General features: G+C 69.0%; 20 protein-coding genes. 8 read left to right on the top strand and 12 right to left on the bottom strand.

All coding sequences use genetic code 11. The features are described from left to right. Positions 1-97: 97 nt before the first annotated feature. A complete protein-coding gene (locus JL108_RS16665; protein ID WP_205199277.1) occupies positions 98-1,405 on the bottom strand; it encodes a DUF2079 domain-containing protein in 1,308 nt (435 codons plus the stop codon). A gap of 69 nt (positions 1,406-1,474) precedes the next feature. On the opposite strand from JL108_RS16665, the gene JL108_RS16670 reads away from it, so the two are divergent. Continuing rightward, on the top strand, positions 1,475-2,941 hold the full coding sequence (locus tag JL108_RS16670) for a hypothetical protein (protein ID WP_205199278.1): 1,467 nt from the start codon (positions 1,475-1,477) through the stop codon (positions 2,939-2,941). Positions 2,942-3,092: 151 nt separating this feature from the next. Here JL108_RS16670 and JL108_RS16675 read toward each other — a convergent pair whose 3' ends face one another. Together JL108_RS16675 and JL108_RS16680 are read right to left on the bottom strand one after the other, a co-directional pair. After that, on the bottom strand, positions 3,093-4,403 hold the full coding sequence (locus JL108_RS16675; RefSeq protein ID WP_307837301.1) for a PhoH family protein: 1,311 nt from the start codon (positions 4,401-4,403) through the stop codon (positions 3,093-3,095). Positions 4,404-4,609: 206 nt separating this feature from the next. Next, complete coding sequence (locus JL108_RS16680) at positions 4,610-5,422, bottom strand: isoprenyl transferase (RefSeq protein ID WP_275888705.1); 813 nt, start codon at positions 5,420-5,422, stop codon at positions 4,610-4,612. Positions 5,423-5,461: 39 nt separating this feature from the next. On the opposite strand from JL108_RS16680, the gene JL108_RS16685 reads away from it, so the two are divergent. After that, positions 5,462-6,157: a hemolysin III family protein gene (locus JL108_RS16685; protein WP_307837302.1), complete on the top strand. Its 696-nt coding sequence runs from the start codon at positions 5,462-5,464 to the stop codon at positions 6,155-6,157. A 109-nt stretch (positions 6,158-6,266) separates the two neighbouring features. On the opposite strand, the gene JL108_RS16690 is transcribed toward JL108_RS16685, so the two are convergent. Beyond that, a complete protein-coding gene (locus tag JL108_RS16690; protein ID WP_205199280.1) occupies positions 6,267-8,225 on the bottom strand; it encodes a thioredoxin domain-containing protein in 1,959 nt (652 codons plus the stop codon). Between the two features lie 166 nt (positions 8,226-8,391). Here JL108_RS16690 and phoA point away from each other — a divergent pair, with 166 nt between their 5' ends. Next, complete coding sequence (phoA, locus tag JL108_RS16695; protein ID WP_205199281.1) at positions 8,392-10,263, top strand: alkaline phosphatase; 1,872 nt, start codon at positions 8,392-8,394, stop codon at positions 10,261-10,263. Between the two features lie 84 nt (positions 10,264-10,347). Continuing rightward, positions 10,348-11,241: an exodeoxyribonuclease III gene (locus tag JL108_RS16700; protein ID WP_205199282.1), complete on the top strand. Its 894-nt coding sequence runs from the start codon at positions 10,348-10,350 to the stop codon at positions 11,239-11,241. A 3-nt stretch (positions 11,242-11,244) separates the two neighbouring features. Here the strand turns inward: JL108_RS16700 and JL108_RS16705 are convergent, their stop codons facing one another. The 3 genes from JL108_RS16705 to JL108_RS16715 are packed head-to-tail and all read right to left on the bottom strand — an operon-like array spanning position 11,245 to position 13,043. Further along, a complete protein-coding gene (locus JL108_RS16705; protein ID WP_205199283.1) occupies positions 11,245-12,069 on the bottom strand; it encodes a DUF1206 domain-containing protein in 825 nt (274 codons plus the stop codon). A 36-nt stretch (positions 12,070-12,105) separates the two neighbouring features. Further along, the gene (locus JL108_RS16710; protein WP_205199284.1) at positions 12,106-12,531 is read right to left on the bottom strand and encodes a rhodanese-like domain-containing protein; all 426 of its coding nucleotides are present in this window, start codon (positions 12,529-12,531) and stop codon (positions 12,106-12,108) included. After that, positions 12,528-13,043 carry a cysteine dioxygenase family protein gene (locus tag JL108_RS16715; RefSeq protein WP_205199285.1) on the bottom strand — a complete coding sequence of 172 codons (516 nt, stop codon included), beginning with the start codon at positions 13,041-13,043 and terminating at the stop codon, positions 12,528-12,530. The genes JL108_RS16710 and JL108_RS16715 overlap by 4 nt, the downstream gene beginning before the upstream one ends. Before the next feature lie 127 nt (positions 13,044-13,170). On the opposite strand from JL108_RS16715, the gene JL108_RS16720 reads away from it, so the two are divergent. Both JL108_RS16720 and JL108_RS16725 read left to right on the top strand, forming a co-directional pair. After that, on the top strand, positions 13,171-13,398 hold the full coding sequence (locus JL108_RS16720) for a hypothetical protein (protein WP_143914191.1): 228 nt from the start codon (positions 13,171-13,173) through the stop codon (positions 13,396-13,398). After that, a complete protein-coding gene (locus JL108_RS16725; protein WP_205199286.1) occupies positions 13,395-13,829 on the top strand; it encodes an ASCH domain-containing protein in 435 nt (144 codons plus the stop codon). The genes JL108_RS16720 and JL108_RS16725 overlap by 4 nt, the downstream gene beginning before the upstream one ends. Positions 13,830-13,948: 119 nt before the next feature. Here JL108_RS16725 and mca read toward each other — a convergent pair whose 3' ends face one another. Beyond that, a complete protein-coding gene (gene mca, locus JL108_RS16730) occupies positions 13,949-14,827 on the bottom strand; it encodes a mycothiol conjugate amidase Mca (RefSeq protein WP_205199287.1) in 879 nt (292 codons plus the stop codon). 56 nt (positions 14,828-14,883) lie between these two features. Between mca and JL108_RS16735 the strand changes: the two genes are divergently transcribed. Together JL108_RS16735 and greA are read left to right on the top strand one after the other, a co-directional pair. Further along, on the top strand, positions 14,884-15,261 hold the full coding sequence (locus JL108_RS16735) for a DUF4307 domain-containing protein (RefSeq protein WP_205199288.1): 378 nt from the start codon (positions 14,884-14,886) through the stop codon (positions 15,259-15,261). Positions 15,262-15,327: 66 nt separating this feature from the next. Next, entirely contained in the window at positions 15,328-15,828 is a 501-nt protein-coding gene (gene greA, locus JL108_RS16740) for a transcription elongation factor GreA (RefSeq protein ID WP_143914188.1), read from the top strand. Between the two features lie 286 nt (positions 15,829-16,114). Here the strand turns inward: greA and ilvA are convergent, their stop codons facing one another. The 4 genes from ilvA to JL108_RS16760 all read right to left on the bottom strand — a co-directional run bounded on the left by ilvA (position 16,115) and on the right by JL108_RS16760 (position 20,794). Then, positions 16,115-17,305 (bottom strand): threonine ammonia-lyase, encoded by a 1,191-nt coding sequence (gene ilvA / locus JL108_RS16745; RefSeq protein ID WP_143914186.1) that lies wholly within the window; start codon positions 17,303-17,305, stop codon positions 16,115-16,117. 314 nt (positions 17,306-17,619) lie between these two features. Beyond that, positions 17,620-18,528, bottom strand: coding sequence for a glycine betaine ABC transporter substrate-binding protein (locus JL108_RS16750; protein ID WP_143914185.1), 909 nt, complete (start codon positions 18,526-18,528; stop codon positions 17,620-17,622). 59 nt (positions 18,529-18,587) lie between these two features. Next, positions 18,588-19,538 carry a proline/glycine betaine ABC transporter permease gene (locus JL108_RS16755; RefSeq protein WP_143914239.1) on the bottom strand — a complete coding sequence of 317 codons (951 nt, stop codon included), beginning with the start codon at positions 19,536-19,538 and terminating at the stop codon, positions 18,588-18,590. A 14-nt stretch (positions 19,539-19,552) separates the two neighbouring features. Further along, positions 19,553-20,794, bottom strand: coding sequence for a glycine betaine/L-proline ABC transporter ATP-binding protein (locus JL108_RS16760; RefSeq protein ID WP_143914184.1), 1,242 nt, complete (start codon positions 20,792-20,794; stop codon positions 19,553-19,555). Positions 20,795-20,864 lie beyond the last annotated feature (70 nt).

Here is a 20,864-nt window from a genome sequence, read left to right on the forward strand (position 1 = left end):
CCCCCCCGGGGGGGGGGGTGCGCGTCCGTTCTTCGCCGAGGATGGACGCTCACCCACCGCCCGTTGTCGTCGACGGACGCCTACTCACCGCCCTCGGTCAGGTTCCGCGGCGGGCGACCACGTAGCCGCCCTCGTCGTAGACGACGGTGTACTCGGTGCCGTGGGCCTTGCGGGCGTACTGGACGATGTCGTCGGACGAGATCGCGCTGTCGAAGACGATGTAGTCGGGCACCGCGTCGCCGATGGTCCCGCGCCAGTACAGCTCGTAGTCCGTCGCCAGATGCGTGAGCAACCCGAGATCGGATTCGACCGCCGCGCCCCGCGGTAGCTGGCTGATCGCGCCCTCGGCCGCCTCCGCCCGCGGCGACTCCCGCCAGGTGTCGGGATCGGCGAGGGTCGTGAGCGGCGATCCGATGAGGGTGTAGACGGTGGCTGCCGCGCTGAGCAGCACGGCCGGCCACACCAGCCGCGGACGCCGGGCCAGCACGTCGATCATCGCGACGAAGACCACCGGCATGAGCGTCAGGGAATAGTGCCACTCGGTGCCCCAGTAGAAGGGGTTGTCGCCGACGAACCGCCACAGGAAGGTCGGCACCACCACGACCGCCCAGGGCGACAACAGCGCGGCCGCCCCCGTGATCGCGAAGGTCAGCGCCACCGTGAGCAGCTTGCGCCCGGGCTCGGCGGTCAGCGTGGACCAGATGCCGGCGTCTCCGCCCAGCGTGCCGACATAGTCGTAGGCATCGCCGGTGTTGAAGGACGGGATCACGAGACCGACCACGATCGCGACCGCCGCCACACCCCCGATGCCGAGGCCGAGACCCTTGCGCCGCTTCCCCGCCAGCCACAGCGCGAGACCGATCGCCGCCACGGTGAACCCCAGATCCTCCTTGACCAGCAGCAACGGCAGCGACCACCAGATCACCCGGTCGTAGCGCGCCTCCACGAAGGCGGCGCCGGCGAGCGCCAGCAGCGGAACGGCGAAGGCCACCTCGTGGAAGTCCGCCGCCACCGCCGACTGGAGGCCGAAGGAGACGGCGTAGAGGACACCGATGATCGTGCCGATGAGCGAACCGAGGTGGCGCACGGCGAGGGACGCGATCACCGCGACCGAGATGCCCAAGAGGACCGCCTGCGCCACCAGCAGGGTCTGCGCGTGGGGGAAGAGGCGGTACACGGGCGCGAGGACCGCGTAGATGGGCGAGAAGTGGTCGCCGAGGATGTGGTAGCCCGGCCCCTTGACCGGGACGATGGGCGCCTCGAATCGAGCATAGGCCGCGAGAGCCTGCTCGAAGATGGCGTTGTCCCACGAGGTCACCGTGAATCGCCGAAAGCGCAGCACCGCGAGCACCGAGTAGACGAGGGTGGTGGCGATCCCGAGGATCCAGGCAGGGCGGCGGTCCATAGCGATCCAACGCTAGCCGAGCGGCCCGACAGAGCGGCGGCAGGTGGACGCTCCCGCTACCGTGACAGCGTGACCCGCCCGCGCCTGCTGCTCGTGGCACTCGCGATCGTCGTCGCTGCCGCCACCCGTCTGCCCCGGTTGAGCCATCCGCTCACCCCCGATGAGGCCGGTTTCCTGATCGTCGGCCGGGGGTGGAGCTCAGCGGGCGCCCAGCTGTACGGCGCCCAGTGGGTCGACCGTCCTCCTGTCCTCATCGCCGTCTTCCGATTCGCCGAGGAGGCCGGCGGCCTGTACGCCCTCCGCCTGATCGGCGTGCTGGCGGCGGCACTGACCGTGCTGTTCGCGGCACGCGTCGCCGTCCGGATCGCCGGGCACGGCGCGGCCGTGCCCGCCGCGTGGGCGGCGGCCCTCATGGTGGCGACGCCGGTGGTGGCGAACGGGCGCGTGGACGGAGAGCTGCTGGCCGCGCCGTTCGTCCTCGCCGGGCTCTCGGCGGCGGTCGCGGCGCTCGCCCCCGAGATCTCGGCCCGGCAGGTCCTCATCCGCGCCTCCCTGGCCGGTGTCGCGGGACTCACCGCGATGATGATCAAGCAGAACTTCGTCGATGTGGCGGTGTTCGCCGCGGTGGCGGGACTCGTGGCGCTCCTGCGACGCGAGATCGACTGGCCCAGGTCCCGTCTCCTGGTGGTCGGCTTCGTCGGAGGCGCCGCGGCGGCCCTGGCCGTCATCCTGCTGTGGTCGTGGAGCCGCGGCACATCGCCCATCGAGCTGTACGAGGCCCTGTATCCCTTCCGGATCGAGGCATCGCGCGCCATCGACGAGGGGGCCGCGGCGGTCATCGAGCGCCGCTCCGCGCTCCGCCTCGCGCTGGTGCTCGGCGGGGCCGTGCCGCTCACCGTCATCGCGCTGCCACTGCTGTGGCGCCGGGGCACGGCGGCGGTCTGGGGCATGGTCGCCGTCGTGGCCTTCGGCCTGTTCTCCGTCGCGGCCGGCGGCAGCGCCTGGCTGCACTACCTGGTCCAGCTGTGCGGGCCGGTGGCGGTGCTGACCGGCGTGGCCGCCGCGACGTATCGGATCCGCGGACGCCTCGCGATCGCCGCGGGGCTGATCCTCGTCCTGGTGGCCGGGGTGGTGACGCAGATCGAGCTGCCCGACAGGCCCACGCAGCTGACCCGCGAGCGTTCGGGTGAGGCGATCGCGGCCGTCTCCGATCCGGGCGACTCGATCGTCGTGTTCCCCTATGGCGCGAATATCGCCTACGCGAGCGGCTTGGACACGCCGTACCCCTATCTGTGGATGCTGCCCGCGATCGTGCGCGACACCGATCTGTCGACCCTCGGCGGACTGATCCGCGGTGAGAATCCGCCCACCTGGCTCGTGCTCACCACCCAGCCGGACCGCTGGCCGAACTACGGCTTCACCGGTCCGACCGACCTCCTCGACGGGCGGTACGCGGAGGTCGGGGAACTGTGCGGCCGGCCCGTCTACCTGATGCGCGACGCCGATCGCGCCGCGCCAGTCGACCCCTGCGCCTGACCCCCGTGGGCGGTGACTTACGCACCTCTCGCGGGGACCGGCGGTGGTTCACGCACGTCTCAGCGCGAGTGAGGAGTGCGTAAGTCACCGCCCAACGGCGCGAGAGGTGCGTAAGTCACCGCTCAGGGGGAGGCGAGGAGCACACCGGACCTCAGAGGGTGACATCCTCCAGCATCTCGGTCACCAGCGCCGCGACCGGCGAGCGCTCGGAACGCGTGAGCGTGACGTGACTGAACAGCGGATGGCCCTTGAGCTTCTCGACCACGGCCACCACGCCGTCGTGCCGGCCGACGCGCAGGTTGTCGCGCTGGGCGACATCGTGGGTGAGCACGACCTTCGAGTTGGCGCCGATACGCGAGAGCACCGTCAGCAGCACATTGCGCTCCAACGACTGCGCCTCGTCGACGATGACGAAGGCATCGTGCAGCGAGCGCCCGCGGATGTGGGTGAGCGGCAGGACTTCGAGCATGTCGCGGTCGAGGATCTCCTCGATGACCGGCGGCGAGGTGACCGCACCGAGGGTGTCGAAGACCGCCTGCGCCCAGGGGCCCATCTTCTCGGACTCGCTGCCGGGCAGGTAGCCGAGCTCCTGGCCGCCGACGGCGTAGAGGGGTCGGAACACCACGACCTTCTTGTGCTGGCCGCGTTCGAGGACGGCCTCGAGACCGGCGCAGATCGCCAGCGCCGACTTGCCCGTGCCGGCGCGACCGCCGAGGGAGACGATGCCGACACTCGGGTCGAGCAGCAGGTCCAGCGCCACGCGCTGCTCGGCCGACCGGCCGTGCAGGCCGAAGGCCTCGCGGTCGCCGCGCACCAGCTGCACCTGCTTGTCGGCGGTGACGCGCCCGAGTCCGCTGCCCTTGTCCGACAACAGCACGAGTCCGGTGTGGCACGGGAGGTCACGCGCGGCCTCGAGATCGACCGTGCCGTGCTCGTAGAGGTCGTCGAGGTCGAGGGCGTCGATCTCGAGCTCCTGCATGCCGGTCCAGCCGGACTCGAGTGCCCACTCCGCCCGGTACTCCTCGGCGCGCAGACCGACCGCCGATGCTTTGACGCGCATCGGAAGATCCTTGGAGACGAGCGTGACGTCGCGCCCCTCGTTCGCGAGATTGCGGGCGACGGCGAGGATGCGGGTGTCGTTGTCGCCCAGCCGGAACCCGGCCGGGAGCGATGCGGCATCCGTGTGGTTCAGCTCGACGCGCAGCGTGCCGCCCTCCTCGCCGATCGGGAGAGGCGAGGCGAGGGTGCCGTGCTCGACGCGCAGATCGTCCAGGAAACGCAGGGCGCTCCGGGCGAAGTAACCGAGCTCGGGATGATGTCTCTTGCCTTCGAGCTCGCTGATCACGACGACGGGGATGACCACCTCGTGTTCGTGGAACCGCTGCATGGCGGCCGGATCGGCCAGCAGAACGCTGGTGTCCAGCACATACGTCCGGCATGAGGCAATGCTCTGTGTAGCCACGGCTGTCTCCTCGAGAGCCACGCACGCACCCTGCACCCGGCCCTCACATCATCGATCTGACCAAGGGCACCTTCGTCTCAGGGGCGAGCTTCGGCACATCTCGAAACTACGCCCGAGGAACGCCGGCTCGGCGCCGACACGCCAGGACGCGGGTGACGCTCAGGTCAATTCGCGATGACGGGCAGATGACCGGACCGGGGCCGAGGTCAGGTGCCGAAGCGACGTTCGCGCGAGGCGTAGGACCGCATGGCGCGCAGGAAGTCGACCCGCCGGAACGCCGGCCAGAGGGCGTCGGAGAAGTAGAACTCCGAGTGCACGCTCTGCCACAGCAGGAAGCCGCTGAGCCGCTGTTCACCGGAGGTGCGGATCACGAGGTCGGGATCGGGCTGGCCCTTGGTGTAGAGGTGCTCGGCGATGTCGTCGACGTCGAGGGTCATGGCGATGTCGTCGAGCGTGCGTCCCTTGGCGGCCTGATCGAGCAGCAGTGAGCGCATCGCATCGGTGAGCTCCTGGCGGCCTCCGTAGCCGACGCAGACGTTGACGTGCAGGCCGGTGATGCCGGAGGTCGCGTCGGCGGACGCCTTCAGCCGGGCCGCTGACTCCTGCGGCAGCATGTCCAGATTGCCGATGAGCCGCACGTGCCAGCGTCGCGACGCCGCGAGGGAATCGACCATCTGCTCGATCACCGCGAGGAGCGCGGACAGCTCCTCGGGCGAGCGGCGCAGGTTGTCGGTGCTCAGCACCCAGAGGGTCACGATCTTGACGCCGAGCTCGTCGCACCACCCCAGGAACTCGGTGATCTTCTCCGCGCCCGCCTGGTAGCCGTGATCGACGCCGGCGCCCGCGCCTCGCGCCCACCGGCGATTGCCGTCGACGATCGCGCCGACGTGGTGCGGGAGTCGCGCGGGGTCGAGCCCGTTCATCAGCCGACGCTCGTACACGCCGTACAGCAGGTCACTCATCCCCATGCGGGTCAGCCTACGCTCCTCACTCGGCCGATCACGTGAGAGCGCACACATCGCTGACGGGTTGCCCCCGCGGCGGACTATCCTCAAAGCGTGACCCGACGATCCCCCGACACGCTGCTGGACGATGTCTCCGAGCGCCTGCAGGCACGTGTCGACGTGATCAAGCCCAAGCTGCGGGGCTGGCTGCACCTGGCGACCGCGCCGCTGGCCTTCTTCTCCTTCGTCGTCATGCTGGTCATCGCCGACGATCCGCTGGCGCGGGCGGGTGCCGCCGTCTTCATGGTGAGCTCGCTCGCCCTGTTCGTGGTGTCGGCGGTCTACCACACCGGCCGCTGGCACGAGAGCGTCCAGCGGGCGCTCAAGCGCATCGACCATTCGAATATCTTCATCATGATCGCGGGCTCGTACACGCCGTTCTCGCTGCTGCTGCTCTCGGGCACGCACGCGGCGATCATGCTCTCGCTGGTCTGGGGCGGGGCGCTGCTGGGTGTCGTGTTCAAGGTCTTCTGGCTGAGCGCGCCGCGCTGGATCTATGTGCCGCTGTATCTGGTGCTGGGCTGGGCGGCCGTCCTCTACTGGCCCGAGTTCGTCAATGCCGCGCCGACCGCCGTGTTAGTGCTGATGATCGTCGGCGGCGGCCTCTACACCCTCGGCGCGCTGGTCTACGGTTTCAAGTGGCCCGACCCGTTCCCGCGCTGGTTCGGATTCCACGAGGTCTTCCACACCCTGACGATCGCCGCCTTCATCGTCCACTACGTCGGCGTCAGCCTCCTCGTCTACGGCTAGCCCTGTTTCGCCCTCCGGGCCGGCTTTTGCCGGGTTGTGGCCCTTCGCCTTCGGCGTGTCGGGGCCACAACCCGGCAAAAGTGGGGCCCGGAGGGGCGGAGGGTGGGGTCTAGAGGTCTTCGGGACTCGCGACGGGGCGCTGACAGACGTGGTCGCGGCAGATGTAGACGGCGGTCGCACCGTCGAGGCGCGTCTTGTCCTCGAAGAGCGGCACCCGCAGTCCCTCCTCGCCACGCACCACCACCGCCCCTGGGCTGGGGAGTCCGAGCGCGGCCCGATGCAGCGCGTCGTCATCGCCGACGACCGCGATCTCGGCCGGACCCGCCAGCAGCGCCTCGGCGGCAGCGAGCGTCCAGCCGGCGTACCGCGGGACCTGGCGCGCGAGCGGACCGGCGGCGTCGACCGACAGCTCGGCAGCGTCTCGGTAGCGGTCCTCCCCCGTCACGGCTGCGAGGGCGAGCATCGCGTGGGCGACGGCCGAGGTCCCCGACGGGGTGACATTGTCGGAGATGTCCTTGGGGCGCACGAGCAGCTGCTCGGCGTCGTCGGCGGTGTCGAACCAGCCGCCCTCCGGGTCGGCGAAGTGCTCCAGGATGCGGTCACCGAGTACGACCGCGCGTTCCAGCCAGACGGCATCGCCGGTGAAGCCGAGGACGGAGACGAAGGCCTCGGCCACCAGCGCATAGTCGTCCAGCACGCCCGCGTTGCGCGAGGCCACGCCGTCGCGTGACGTCCGCACGAGCCGGCCGTCGGCGATGTGGACGTCCCAGAGCAGGGTGGCGGCCCGGACCGCGGCGTCGGTGAGGTCGGGCTCCTCGAACAGCACACCGGCCTCGGCGAGCGCGGTGATGGTCAGGGCGTTCCAGGAGGCGACGATCTTGTCGTCGCGGGCGGGACGCGTCCGCTCGGAACGGACGTCCAGCAGTGCGCGTCGAACCCTGCCCCAGCGCTCGGGATCGTCCGGGTCCGCTGGCAGTTGCAGGGTGGAGAAGCCGCGCTCGAAGGTGCCCGCCGCCGTCACGCCGAGGAGCCCCGACGCCCAGGCACCGTCGGCGGCGCCGAGGGTGCGCATGAGCTGGTTGGGGTTCCAGACATAGTAGGTGCCCTCGTGTCCGTCGCTGTCGGCATCGAGGGCGGAGGCGAAACCCCCTTCGGCGGTCTGGAGTTCGTCGAGCAGGAAGCGCGCGGTCTCCCGCGCGATGCGCTCCCCGAGCTCCGAGCCCGTCTGCCGCCACCAGTGGGTGTAGAGCCGCAGGAGGAGGGCGTTGTCGTAGAGCATCTTCTCGAAGTGCGGCACCCGCCAGTAGCGGTCGACGCTGTAGCGGGCGAAGCCGCCGCCGAGTTGGTCGTACATGCCGCCGCGGGCCATCGCCTCACAGGTGCGGTCGACCATGGTCAGGGCGGTGTCGTCGCCGGTCCGCTCGGCATGACGGAGCAGGAACTCCAGCACCATCGACGGCGGGAACTTGGGTGCCGCACCGAAGCCCGCCGCCTCCTCGTCGAAGTCCTTTCCGAGGGTCGTGGCCGCGGCGCTCAGATGGTCCGGTGTGAGGCTGCCGCCCGGGGCGATGCCGGTATCGGCGAGGTACTCGCGCACCTGCTCGCCGGCCTGCTCGATCTCGTCGCGACGCTCCCGCCAGGCATCGGTGAGCGCCTGCAGCACCTGGGTGAAGGCTGGATGCCCGCCGCGCGGCTCGGGCGGGAAGTAGGTGCCGGCGAAGAAGGGCACACCGTCGGGTGTCATGACGCAGGTCATCGGCCAGCCGCCCTGGCCCGTCATCGCCTGCGTGGCGCGCATGTAGATGGCGTCGACATCGGGCCGCTCCTCGCGGTCGACCTTGATGTTGACGAAGTGCTCGTTCATGAACGCAGCGGTGGCAGGGTCCTCGAAGGACTCGTGGGCCATGACGTGGCACCAGTGGCAGGCCGCGTACCCGACGCTCAGCAGGATCGGCCGGTCGAGCGTCCTCGCCACCTCCAACGCCTCCGGCCCCCACTCCCACCAGTCGACGGGATTGTCAGCGTGCTGCTGGAGATACGGGCTCGTGGCGGCAGCGAGACGATTCATATCTCCATCCTCCCGGGCGACTGGTGAGGTGGCGTGCGCCCAGACCCGCATTCGCCACCTGTCCAGGCTCGAGTCACCGGTGCGACACCTGCGGGTCGCACCCTGGTCACGTGCGCGGGATTCGCTGAGCCGGAAGACGCTCAAGATCTCTAGCAAAGGACTACACATGTCAACACGACGCGCTCCCGCAGCGCGCTGGTCGGCCGGCCTCGCCGTCGGCGCCTTGACGATCGGCGTGGGCTCTGGACTGGTCGCCCCGGCGTCCGCGGCCGAGGATCACACGCACAACGGCGGTGCCGCCCGGCTCAGCGGCGATCAGACGCAGGCGATCAGGGACTCGATCGTCGACGGGCCCGCCAAGAACGTCATCCTCATCATCGGCGACGGCATGGGCGACTCGGAGATCACGGTGGCCCGCAACTACGCCGAGGGCGCGGGCGGGACCTTCGCCGGCATCGATGCGCTGCCGTTGACCGGCTCCTACACGACGTGGGCGGTCAACGAGGACGGTAGCCCGAACTACGCGTCGGAGTCCGCCTCGACCGCGACCGCCTGGTCGACCGGCACCAAGACCGTGAACGGACGGCTCGGTGTCGATGTCGACAACGCGGCCCAGTCGACCCTCTTGGAGATCGCCAAGGCGAACGGCCGCAAGACCGGCAATGTCTCCACCGCCGAGATCCAGGACGCCACCCCGGGCGCCCAGGTGTCGCACATCTCCCAGCGCGGCTGCTACGGCCCGGAGGAGACGTCCGCGAAGTGCGCCGACGAGGCGCTGGAGTCCGGTGGCCTCGGCTCCATCAGCGAGCAGCTGCTCAACCTGCGGCCCGATGTCACGCTCGGCGGTGGTGCGGCGAGCTTCTCCCAGTCCGCCAAGGCCGGACCATGGGAGGGCGAGACGCTGTTCACGCAGGCCGAGCAGCGCGGCTACCAGCTCGTGAACGATCTCGACGGACTCGACGCGGTCACCGCGGCCGATCAGAGCCGGCCACTGCTCGGACTCTTCACCGACGGGAACTTCCCGGTGCGCTGGCAGGGCCCGCAGGCCACGATCGGCGGCGGCGACCAGGCTGCGCAGCAGTGCCGCGAGAACCCCGAGAGGCTGGACACCGGCCTCTCCCTGGGGTCACTGACCTCGAAGGCCGTCGACCTCCTCGACAACAGTGACGGCTTCTTCCTGCAGGTCGAGGGCGCGAGCATCGACAAGCAGGATCATGCCGCCGATGCCTGCGGACAGATCGGCGAGACGGTCGATCTCGACGAGGCCGTCCAGGCAGCACTGGACTTCGCGAAGGCCGATGGCGACACGCTCGTCATCGTGACAGCCGACCACGCGCACACCAGCCAGATCGTCGGCAGCACTCCCCCGGGTCTCAGCGCCCACCTGCAGACCGACGAGGGACAGTCGATGATCGTCTCCTACGGCACCGCTCCCGCGGGCGGATCGCAGCAGCACACCGGTTCGCAGGTGCGGATCGCCGCCTACGGCCCCGGTGGGGCGAATGTCGTCGGCTTGACCGATCAGACCGATGTCTTCTTCACCTCCATCGGCGCGCTGCAGCTGAATCGTGATCTGGCAGCGCTCAGCGCCGATGCCTCGATCACCAGCTCGGCCGACGAGGTCGCCCCCGGCGAGGAGTTCACGGTCAGCGTCCAGAACCTGAAGGCCGACTGGACCACCGAGGCCACGGCGGGCGAAGCCGACCTGGGGCAGAAGGACGTCATCGACGGCTCGGTCGACTACACCGTCACCGCGCCCACCGAACCGGGCGAGATTGCGGTCGCCGTCACCGGCTCGCAGACCGACACCTCGCTCTCGGTGCCGGTGGTCGTCACCGACGGGGCGGGAGGCGGTGCCGGACCCGGTGGCGACGACGGACAGGACGACGGCGGCGCGAGCCCGGCTCCGAGCGACAAGGGTGGCTCACTGCCCATGACCGGCGCCACGATCACACTGCTCCTGTTGCTCGTGGCAGCAGCGGCCATCGCCGCGGGCACCGCGATCGCGCGCCACCGCAGGCACGGCATCACCGTCTGACGATCGGGGCCCGGGGGCCCGGTCCGGTGTCGAACCGGTCCGGGCCCTCCGGCCTGTCGGTGCCGGTCGATATCGTGGTGCACCATGCGCATCGGTACTCACAATGTCAACGGCATCCGCGCCGCGCTCCGGCGCGGATTCACTGATTTCTGGGCTGATGCGGGGGCCGATGTGATCGCCCTACAGGAGGTGCGGTGCCAGGTCGAGGACCTTCCCGCCGGTGCCTTCGGTGCCTATCACGCGACGTGGGACGCCGGCCAGAAGGCGGGACGCAACGGCGTTGCCGTCCTCACCCGCCAGGCTCCCGCGCGCGTCCGCGCACTGGATGATGTCGCCCACACGGTGTCCCCCGACGGCAGCCCCGAGCAGGTGCCGGTCACCCGCATCGTCAACCGCGACCTCGGGGCCTTCCGCGACGAGGGCCGCTACGTGGAGGTCGACCTCGCCGACGCGCCGCTGCGGGTCGCCTCGCTCTATCTGCCCAAGGGGGCGGCCTGGCCGTACGAGGAGAACTCCAGGGACAAGTACGACCGCAAGATGCGCTTCCTGCGTGGTCTGGCACGGCAGATCACCGCGTCACGTCGCGAGGCGGCGCAGGACGGGCGCGAGTTCCTCATCATGGGCGACTTCAACATCGCCCACACCAAGCAGGACCTGAAGAACTGGCGCACCAACCAGAAGTCGGAGGGATTCCTGCCCGAGGAGCGCGAGTGGCTCGACGGCGTCATCTCCCCGCGCCGCATGATCGACGTCGTCCGCAGCCTCCATCCGGACCAGGACGGCCCCTACTCGTGGTGGTCGTGGCGAGGGCAGGCCTTCACCAACGACTCGGGGTGGCGGATCGACTACCACCTGGCGTCCCCGAACCTGGCCCGCCAGGCCTCGGCCGCCTGGTCGGCCCGCGAGGACTCCTACGATGCCCGCCTCAGCGACCACTGCCCCGTCATCGCCGACTACGAACTCGACGGGCTGAGCTGAGCCCTAGCGCGAGAGGTGCTTGGCCTGGGCGAAGCAGAACAGGCCGTAGGAGGCGATCCCGGCGGCCATCGCCATCAGCAGGTAGGGGCCGAAGGGCTGCTCCAGCAATTGACGCAGCGCCTGATCGGTGCTGCCGGACTCCGACGGCTCGTGCTGGATCGCCGAGACGAGGAAGAGCACGCCGACGATCGCGATGGTCGCTCCCTTGGCGAGGTAGCCGACCTTGCCGAGGATGCGGTAGGCGCGCGCGTCGTGGCCCCGCTGCCCATCGGCATCGAGGTGGTCCATATAGGACTCGCTCAACCCCTGCCAGACGAGGCCGATGGCGACAGCGATGATCCCCAGCCCGATCGCTCCGACGATCCACTGGCCACCCGGGAGCTCGAAGACCCGCGCCGTCAGCGTCTCCGAGCTGTCCTCACTCGATGACGACGAGCCCAGCACCGTCGAGACCGCCGAATACGCGAGCACGCCGTAGACGATCGCCATCCCGATATCGGAGATCCTGCGCCGCCACAGCGAGAATCCCTCATCGCGACGGTGCCCCATCACCGCATCGAGGAGGCGCCAGAACACCATCAGGACCATCCCGGCGGCGATCAGCCACAGGACCACCTCTCCCAGCGGCTGCTTCGCCAGCTCCTGCAGCGCGCCGGTGCCGCTGGCCTCCCCCGAGCTGTCTCCGAAGGCCAGCTGGACCGCCAGCCACCCGAAGGTCAGGTGGACGATGCCGTAGACCACGAGCCCGAAGCGGACCGCGTGATCGAGACCGCGACTGTCCTCAGCTCGGCGTCCCGCACGATCGGCCTTCGACGCCATCTCTCCCATCGCGCCATCCTAGGCGCGATCGCCGACCTCGCACTCTCAGCCGGCCGCGAGGTCCGGCACGACCTCCTCCACGGCCGTCACGGTGCTCGACACCGGCAGACCGGCCGTCTCCCATGCCCGCAGGCCGCCGTCGATATCGGCAGCCACGATGCCGAGCGAGCACAGCGCGGCCGCGGCGAGTGAGGACGTGTACCCCTCGGTGCACACGACGATCCATCGGACGACCTCATCGGCCATCGCCAGGGACGCTCCCGAGCCCGGATGCAGTCGCCATTCGAGATGATTGCGCTCCACGATGAGGGCGCCGGGGATCTCTCCATCCGCTTCTCGCTGCCACGCGGGCCGGATATCGACCAGCTGCTCGCCGCTCCGTTGCCGTTCCCGCGCCTCCGCCGGGCTCAGTCTCTCGATCCGCGAGCGCGCCTCGTCCAACAGCGCCCCCACCGAGACGAACTGCGTCATGACGCCCTCCGCAGGTGCGCGGGAGGAGGCGCCTCCGGGTCATCGGTCCACGAATGCGCCAGGGTCACCAACCTCCGGCGGCGGACCTCGTAGTAGCTCATCTGCCGCAGCGGAGGTGAATACGCATGGACACTCACGGCCGTCTCCTCACGACGATTGCGGACATCGTGAACATAGCGTTCGCCGAACACGACCGAGTCTCCCACCGATCTCGCCGTCTCGGTCAATCGTCGCGTCCCGGCCTCCCAGACCGCCTCGTCGAGACTCCCCTCCACAACAGTGAAAGCTCCCGACGATTCGCCGTGATCGTGCAGCTGAGTGCCTTGGTCCCGGGTCCAGGAGATGAGCCAGACATCCACCTGATCGTCGGCGTGCACACGGACATGCCACCGTTCGTCCGGGTCGGCGTGCACCTCGTGGACGCCGGCCCGGACCTCATCGGCGACACACTCGACGAGCTCCACCAACGCGGGAAGGTCGAGGGCGGGTGCGGTGATGCGTCGTCTGGGCATGTCTCCATGGAAGACCCCAGCGCTCCCCCGCCCACGTCGTCTCGGCAGGCGAGAACGCTCTCCTCCCGTCCCGCCGGGTGTTAGCCCCGTCCGCCCGCCACCGACGGTCACGGCCTAGGCTGAGCAGGTGGACGTCAGTGCATTGACCGCGGCCGTGCTGCTCGCCGAGGAGATCGATCCCGAGGGCAACCAGGCGATCGGCTGGACGGCGGGAATCTTCACGATCGGGCTCTTCATCGTCGTCGGCCTCCTCCTCTGGTCGTTCGTGCGCATGGCCCGGCGCGCTCGCGAGCCGTGGGAGAACGAGAAGACCGACGAGGACACCGACCCGCCCCGCGACGACGACACCCCGTGAGCGTCTGGTCCGACTACATCGCCGCTCATCCCGAGTTCGCCGATGAGACGCCCCCGGTCGACCAGTTCGGGGACTCGCCCGCTATGGCCGACGAGCTGCTCTCGCTGGTGCTCGACGGACGCAAGCGAGCGACGGCAGGGCTGGCCGAGGGCGAGGTTCCCGCCGTGGGCGATCACTGGATCATGACCGACGGCGAGGGGCGCGAACGTGCCGTACTACGCACGCGCGAGATCCGGGTGGGTCGCCTCGACAGCGTCGACGACGCCTTCGCCTGGGACGAGGGCGAGGGCGACCGTTCCCGCGACTACTGGCTGCGCGAGCACCGGGCGTTCTTCCGGCGGACGGCCGACCGCGCACTCACCGAGCAGGAGGTCGACGCGCTGCAGGTCGTCTTCGAGCGTTTCGACCTCGTCTGGCCGCCGGAGCGGTAGGTCATCAACCTTTCCGCCTCGTCGGCGGTACGTGGTCAACGTCATCGAGACACGATCAGGTTGACCACGTACCTCGACCCGCGAGGTGAGGTTGATGGTCTACCGCCACCTCCGAGGGATCAGCGCAAGCCGGCGAAGAGGTCGTCCTCGGGCAGCGGCGAGTCCACGAAGCTCTTCACGAGCTCGTAGTCCTCGGTGGGCCAGGCCTCCTTCTCGATCTCGCGAGGCACCGCGAACCAGAAGCCGTTGGGGTCGATCTGCGTCGCGTGAGCGATGAGGGCGGCGTCGCGGGTGTCGAAGTAGTCGGCGCACTCCACCCGTGTCGTGACCCGCTTCTCCCGCTCGGGGTCGAAGGAGCGCGCCAGCCGCTCGGCATAGGGCGATTCCAGACCGTGCTTCTTCATGGCCGCGTCGATCGCCTCGGTACGCGCCCGCGAGAAGCCGAAGTGGTAGTACAGCTTCTTGACCTGCCACGGCTCCCCCAGCTCGGGGTAGCGTTCGGGATCGGCCGCTGCCTCGAAGGCGTAGACGCTGATCTCGTGGCACTTGATGTGATCGGGATGCGGGTAGCCGCCGTTCTCGTCGTACGTGGTCATCACGTGCGGACGGAACGAGCGGATGAGGCGCACGAGAGGCGCGGCCGCCTCCTCGATCGGCACCAGGGCGAAGCAGCCTTCGGGAAGCGGAGGCTTGGGGTCGCCATCGGGCCAGCCGGAGTCGACGAAGCCGAGCCAGTCCTGAGTCACACCGAGGATCTCGCGGGCGCGGTCCATCTCCTCGCGACGGATCTCCGTGATGAGCTCGGGGTTCTCGACGATGCCCGGATGCTCGAATCCCGGGTTGAGGATGGAACCGCGTTCACCGCCCGTGCAGGTCGCGACGTGCACATCGACGCCCTCGGCCACGTACTTGGCCGTGGACGCAGCGCCCTTGCTCGATTCGTCGTCGGGATGGGCGTGCACGTGCATGAGTCGAAGTCGTTCGTCCACGAGGTCCATCCTTCCACGCAGGTGGCGGCGGCCCGGTCTCGCGGGCCGTTTGTGACAATGGAGTCATGACCGACCTGACCGAGCGCTACGGCCGCAAGCGGACGGTGCCGCGCTGGGTGCTGCCTCTCGTCGCGGTCGTCGGCATCAGCCTCGGTGTCGCGTGGGCGGCCTGGACCGCCTGGGACGATGTCCCTCCCTATCAGTCGGAGGTCTTCGGCTACGAGGTGCAGGGCGAGGACCTCACCACCATCACGATCAATGTCTACCGCAGCGAGGACGTCGCCCTCGAGTGCGAGGTCTATGCGCAAGCCGAGAGCAAGGCGATCGTCGGCGAGACCGTCGTCGAGGTGCCCGCCTCCCCCCGCAACACGAGGGTGACCGCGGAGATCATCACCGAGCATCGTGCCACCACGGCTGTCATCCGGACATGTGAACCGGCCTGATCCCTGGTAGAGTCGGTTATTCAACCCCGGGTGGTGACCCGGGGTTCCGTACGTGGAGGAGGCATCATGACGCCCACCGAGTCTGACACCATCTGGGTCACTCAGGAGGCCTACGACCGCTTGTCGGCTGAGCTGGATCATCTCAAGAACGAGGTGCGCACCGATATCACGGCCAAGATCGCAGCCGCCCGCGACGAAGGCGATCTGAAGGAGAACGGCGGCTACCACGCCGCTCGTGAGGAGCAGGGCAAGACCGAGGCCCGCATCCGCCAGCTCGAGGACATGCTGCGTCGCGCCGAGGTCGGCGAGGCCCCCGCGGACGACGGCCTCGTCGAGCCCGGCATGAAGATCACCATCCGCTTCGAGGGCGACACCGATACCGAGACCTTCCTGCTCGGTTCGCGTGAGCTGCTCAGCATGGACTCCAGTGTCGACCTCGACATCTACTCGCCCACCTCGCCGCTCGGCGCGGCGATCTCGGGCAAGAAGGTCGGCGACACCGCGACCTACGAGGCGCCGAACGGCAAGAGCCTGTCGGTCGAGATCGTCGACGCCAAGCCCTTCTGAGCGAACCCGCTCGCGCGAACGCCCCGGCCCTCGGCCGGGGCGTTCGTCGTCGCAGGGATATCCGGGTCGATCGCCTCGACCGGATCGACACGTCAGCCCTGACCGAGGCAGACGCACTCGCGGCCGGGCCTATCTGGACAGGTCGCGGGCCGGCTCGGACGACTCGTAGCGCGGTTCGGGCGGTACGACATCAACCTCATCGGGCGCTGATGGCGTTGATGGCCTACCGCCACCGGCGACGAGAGGTTGATGGCCTACCGCCACCGCGCGCAGGTGGCTCCCTCGTTCAGATGAGGTCGTAGCCGAGGTCGAGGAGACGGGAGCGCAGGTTCTCGCGGTGCTCGGGGCCGCGCGTCGCGACCTGCAGAGCGACCTCGACCTGACGCACACCCAAGGCCTCGGAGGCCCGGTCGTGATTGACATTGAGCACATTCACGTCGTTCTTGGCCAACTCGGTCAACAACCGCATGAGCTCGCCGGGACGATCGGAGATCCGCACCCGGAACATCATGAAACGCCCCGCCGAGGCCAGACCGTGACGGATCACCTCGAGCAACAACAGGGCGTCGATATTGCCTCCCGACAGGACCGTCGTGACCGGGCCCTCGAAGGCATCGGGGTGCTCCAGCAGCGCCGCGACACCTGCCGCGCCTGCCGGCTCGACCAACAGCTTGGCGCGTTCGAGAAGTCCGATCAGAGCTGTGCTGAGAGTGTCCTCGCCGACGGTGACGACCTCGTCGACATACTCGTCGATCACGTCGAAGGGCACCTGACCCGGCCGGGCGACGGCGATACCGTCGGCCATCGTCGGGCCGAGATCGGTGAGGACCGGCTCACCGCTCGCCAGCGAGCCCGGCCAGGCGGCGGCTGCCCCGGCCTGGACCCCCACGACGCGGATATCCGGTCGTTCAGATCGCAGCAGGGCGATACCCGCGGCCAGTCCTCCGCCGCCGAGCGGCACCAGGATCGTGCGCACATCGGGCTGCTGCTCGAGGATCTCGAGACCGACCGTGCCCTGCCCCGCGAGGATGTCGCGATGGTCGAAAGGGTGGATGAAAATGGCACCGGTCTCCTCGCTGAAGGCCTCGGCAGCCTCCAGCGCGGCGGTGACATCTCGGCCGGCGAATCGCACGTCGGCGCCGTAGCCGAGGGTCGCCTGCACCTTGGGCAGCGCGGCGCCCTCCGGCATGAAGATCGTGGCTACCGCCCCGAGCTGACGCGCGGCCAACGCCACCCCCTGCGCGTGGTTCCCGGCGCTCGCCGCCACCACGCCGCGCGCTCGTTCCGCCTCGCTCAACCGTGCGATGCGGACGTACGCGCCGCGAACCTTGAACGAGCCCGCCCGTTGCAGGTTCTCGCACTTGAGATGGATCGGTGCGCCGGCGATCTCGGCGAGCCAACGCGAATGCGCGAGCGGAGTGACCTCGGTGACGCCGGAAAGCAGGTCGCGGGCAGCACGCACATCGTCGAGATTCACGCATCCACCTTAGGGAAGCGCCGCTCCTTCGATGCATCGGGGCGCGACCCCGACTCCGGGCGACGACGCAGGCAGCCTCCCACGAACCAGCGGTGACTTACGCACGTCACGGCCCGACGGGCGGTGAGATAGGCACCTCTCACGACCGGTGAGACGTGCGTAAGTCACCGCCCACGTAGGTGAGACGTGCGTAAGTCACCGCTCCTGCTCACGCATCGGCGATCAGCGATTCTTGAGTGGTGCCCATGGATGACGAACGCCCGGCCGTCACCCGCCGAGACGGGTGACGACCGGGCGTCGGTCGTGGGTCGGACTCAGCCCTTGAGGCTGTCGATGAAGTCCGGGTTGTCCTCGAGCCAGGCCTCGATGGCCTCTTCCTCATTGCCCTCGCCGTACTCGTTCACGACGATGTCCTCGAGGCCTCCGTACTCGTCATCGCTGAGCTTGAAGTTGCCCATCATCTCCGCGACATCCGGGAACTCATCGGAGAAGTCCGCGTTGGCGATCGCGTTCAGCGTCTCGGGATCACCGAAGGCGCCCTCGGGGTCCTCCAGGTCCTTGACCGGGAACTCCGAGTTGGCCCAGAACGGACGCCACAGCGTGACGACGATGTCCTCTTCGTTGTCGATGGCGTCCGACAGCGCGGCCAGCATCGCGGTGGTCGAGGACTCGACCAGCGTGTAGTCGTCGTCGAGCTCGTAGGCCGGCATCACGCTGTTCTTCGTGGCGTCGGTCAGACCGGCGCCCGCCTCGATGCCGACGATCTCGCCGCCGAACTGGTCGGCATTGTCCTTGAGATCGGCGATCGAGTCGATATCGGTGTACTCCGGGACGGCCATGGTCAGCACCGCGCCCTCGTAGTACGCGCCCAGATCCTCGAGCGCATCGCCGTGCTGCTCCATGTAGGCCGCATGCGTGACCTCGGGCCAGGCGGACGGGTAGACGTCGATGGAACCGTCGGCGAGGCCCTGGTACAGCAGACCGGCGTCGGCGACCTCCTCGATCTCGACGTCGTAGCCCTCCTGCTCCAGCACGTTCTTCCACAGGTACCCGACGCTCAGGCCATCGGTCCAGGAGGGGATGATGCCCAGCGTGATGGTTCCGCCGCCGTCGGCATTGTCATCCGAACCGCCGTTGTCGTCCGAACCGCAGGCCGCGGTCGCGGTCAGTGCGAGGACGCTGGCGGCGACGCCGAGGCCCTTCAGGAATCCCTTACGCTTCATACAGTTTCTCTCCTCATCGTTACTACGTACGTCTGGTGTGTTTCGAGGGGTCGGGTGGATCAGGGGCCATTCGCGATGTGCACGCCGACCGGCTTGTCACCGGCCTCCGCCGACTGCTGCCGGGCGTCCTTGTCCTCGCGTGCGCGGCGACGGCCCTTGAAGCGGCCCAGGCCACCGGCACCCGCGGCCGCGGTGATGCGGTCCAGCAGGATCGCCAGCACGACCACCGAGAGGCCCGCTTCGAAGCCGAGGCCGACGTTGAACCGCTGGATCGCGGTGATGACGGCGCCACCGAGACCCGCACCGCCGACCATGCCGGCGATGACGGCCATGGACAGCGCCAGCATGATCACCTGGTTGACGCCGGCCATGATGGTGGGCATCGCCAACGGCATCTGGATACCGCCCAGGATCTGCCGTGGTGTGCCGCCGAAGGCCTGTCCGGCCTCGACGACCTCGGAGTCGACCTGGCGGATACCCAGTTCGGTGAGGCGCACGCCCGGCGGCAGCGCGAAGACGATCGTCGCCACGGTGCCGGCGGGAACGCCGAGACCGAACAGCATCACCGTGGGGATGAGCCAGACGAAGGCCGGCATGGTCTGCATCAGGTCGAGCACCGGCCGGACGACCCGGCTGACGGCTTCGGAGCGCGCCGACAAGATGCCCAGCGGGATGCCGATGACCAGCGCCACCAGCGCGGCGACGAGCACCAGCGAGAGGGTGGCCATCGCGTTGTCCCACTGGTCGACACTGACGATGAACAGCAGGCCCACGACGGAGCCGAGCGCCAGCTTCCAGTCGCGCACCAGCCAGGCGATCGCCGCCAGGATCACGACCGTCACGAGGACCGGCGGCCACTGCAGGAGATCGGTCAGCCCGTTGACGGCCGCCTCGATCACATCGGCGATGAAATTGAAGAACCAGCGGAAGGTGCTCTTGACCCAGTTGATGGCGTCTTCGATCACATCGCCGAGCGGGATGCGGGGAATCCCCCACTCCACGGTCTCCATACTGCGCAGTGCGCTCATGAGCTCGCCCCCTCGAGGTGTGCGGTGGAGCCGATTCCGTTGGTGCCCTGCGCGCCGTCGTCGTGACCGCCCACGGCGCCCAGGGCGCTGAGCAGTGTGACGCGGGGGATGACACCGACGAGTCGCTCACCCTCGACGACCGCGAGCGGCGCCGGGCTCTCGGCCGATGCGCCGAACAGGTCGGCCACCGCTACCTCGGGCGTGACGGTGACGGCCGCAAACACCAGGCCGTCGAGCGTGTCCTGGCCCCGCTCCACCGCGGCGGCGACGTCCTTCTCCAGCACCGCGCCCTTCAGGTTGCGCTGCCGGTCGACCACCATGAGCGACGAGATCTGGTGCTCGCGCATGAGCTTGTGTGCCGTGCGAGGCCCCTGCTCGAGGCCGAGCACCGCCACGGGACGCTCCATCACCGAGGACGCGGTCAGCACGCGGGTGCGGTCGACGTCCTGGATGAACTGCGCGACGTAGTCGTTGGCCGGATTGTTGAGGATCTCCTCGGACGATCCGACCTGCTCGACGCGGCCATCGCGCAGCATGGCGATGCGATCGCCCAGGCGCATGGACTCGTTGAGGTCGTGGGTGATGAAGACGATGGTCTTATCGAGATCGGACTGCAGCTCCAGGAGCTGGTCCTGCATCTCACGACGGATGAGCGGGTCGAGGGCGCTGAACGCCTCGTCCATCAGCAGGATCTCGGTACCGGCCGCCAGAGCGCGAGCGAGACCCACGCGCTGACGCATGCCGCCGGAGAGCTCATCGGGCATCGATCCGCCCCAGCCCCCGAGGCCCACCATGCCCAGCGCTTCGTCGGCGCGCCGCTCACGCTCCGCGCGGTTCATGCCACGCAGCTTGAGTCCGTACGCGGCGTTCTCGCCGACGGTGCGGTGCGGCAGCAGGGCGAAGTGCTGGAAGACCATGCTGACCTTCTCGCGCCGGACGCGACGCAGACCCTGCGAGTCGAGCGCGTTGATGTCCTCGCCGTCGATCAGCACGGTGCCGTCGGTCGGGGTGAGGAGACCGTTGATCATGCGGATCAGCGTCGACTTGCCCGAGCCGGACAAGCCCATGGCCACGAAGATCTCGCCACGCTCGACCCGGAAGCTCGCGTCGATGACGGCTGCGGTGATGCCATCGGCTCGTAGGTCGTCGCGAGACTCTCCCGCTTGGAGTCGTCCGACCGCGCGCTTGGCGCCACGGCCGAACACCTTGTAGAGGTGCTCTGCTTCGATCAATGCCACGTCAGATGCCTCATCTTCCGGCCCGCGGTTCATCCCCCCGGTCTCGCACAGGCCTCTGCCGTTTTCTTGC

Source organism: Aeromicrobium sp. YIM 150415 (genome assembly GCF_016918125.1).
Classification (GTDB): domain Bacteria; phylum Actinomycetota; class Actinomycetes; order Propionibacteriales; family Nocardioidaceae; genus Aeromicrobium; species Aeromicrobium piscarium.

What these genes read in the sequence shown, in the direction of transcription:
- JL108_RS16665 (WP_205199277.1), bottom strand. Translation starts at nt 1,405, where the DNA reads ATGGACCGCCGCCCTGCCTGGATCCTCGGGATCGCCACCACCCTCGTC.
- JL108_RS16680 (WP_275888705.1), bottom strand. Translation starts at nt 5,422, where the DNA reads ATGTGTGCGCTCTCACGTGATCGGCCGAGTGAGGAGCGTAGGCTGACC.
- JL108_RS16690 (WP_205199280.1), bottom strand. Translation starts at nt 8,225, where the DNA reads ATGAATCGTCTCGCTGCCGCCACGAGCCCGTATCTCCAGCAGCACGCT.
- phoA (WP_205199281.1), top strand. Translation starts at nt 8,392, where the DNA reads ATGTCAACACGACGCGCTCCCGCAGCGCGCTGGTCGGCCGGCCTCGCC.
- JL108_RS16700 (WP_205199282.1), top strand. Translation starts at nt 10,348, where the DNA reads ATGCGCATCGGTACTCACAATGTCAACGGCATCCGCGCCGCGCTCCGG.
- JL108_RS16705 (WP_205199283.1), bottom strand. Translation starts at nt 12,069, where the DNA reads ATGGGAGAGATGGCGTCGAAGGCCGATCGTGCGGGACGCCGAGCTGAG.
- JL108_RS16710 (WP_205199284.1), bottom strand. Translation starts at nt 12,531, where the DNA reads ATGACGCAGTTCGTCTCGGTGGGGGCGCTGTTGGACGAGGCGCGCTCG.
- JL108_RS16715 (WP_205199285.1), bottom strand. Translation starts at nt 13,043, where the DNA reads ATGCCCAGACGACGCATCACCGCACCCGCCCTCGACCTTCCCGCGTTG.
- mca (WP_205199287.1), bottom strand. Translation starts at nt 14,827, where the DNA reads ATGGACCTCGTGGACGAACGACTTCGACTCATGCACGTGCACGCCCAT.
- JL108_RS16735 (WP_205199288.1), top strand. Translation starts at nt 14,884, where the DNA reads ATGACCGACCTGACCGAGCGCTACGGCCGCAAGCGGACGGTGCCGCGC.
- greA (WP_143914188.1), top strand. Translation starts at nt 15,328, where the DNA reads ATGACGCCCACCGAGTCTGACACCATCTGGGTCACTCAGGAGGCCTAC.
- JL108_RS16750 (WP_143914185.1), bottom strand. Translation starts at nt 18,528, where the DNA reads ATGAAGCGTAAGGGATTCCTGAAGGGCCTCGGCGTCGCCGCCAGCGTC.
- JL108_RS16755 (WP_143914239.1), bottom strand. Translation starts at nt 19,538, where the DNA reads ATGGAGACCGTGGAGTGGGGGATTCCCCGCATCCCGCTCGGCGATGTG.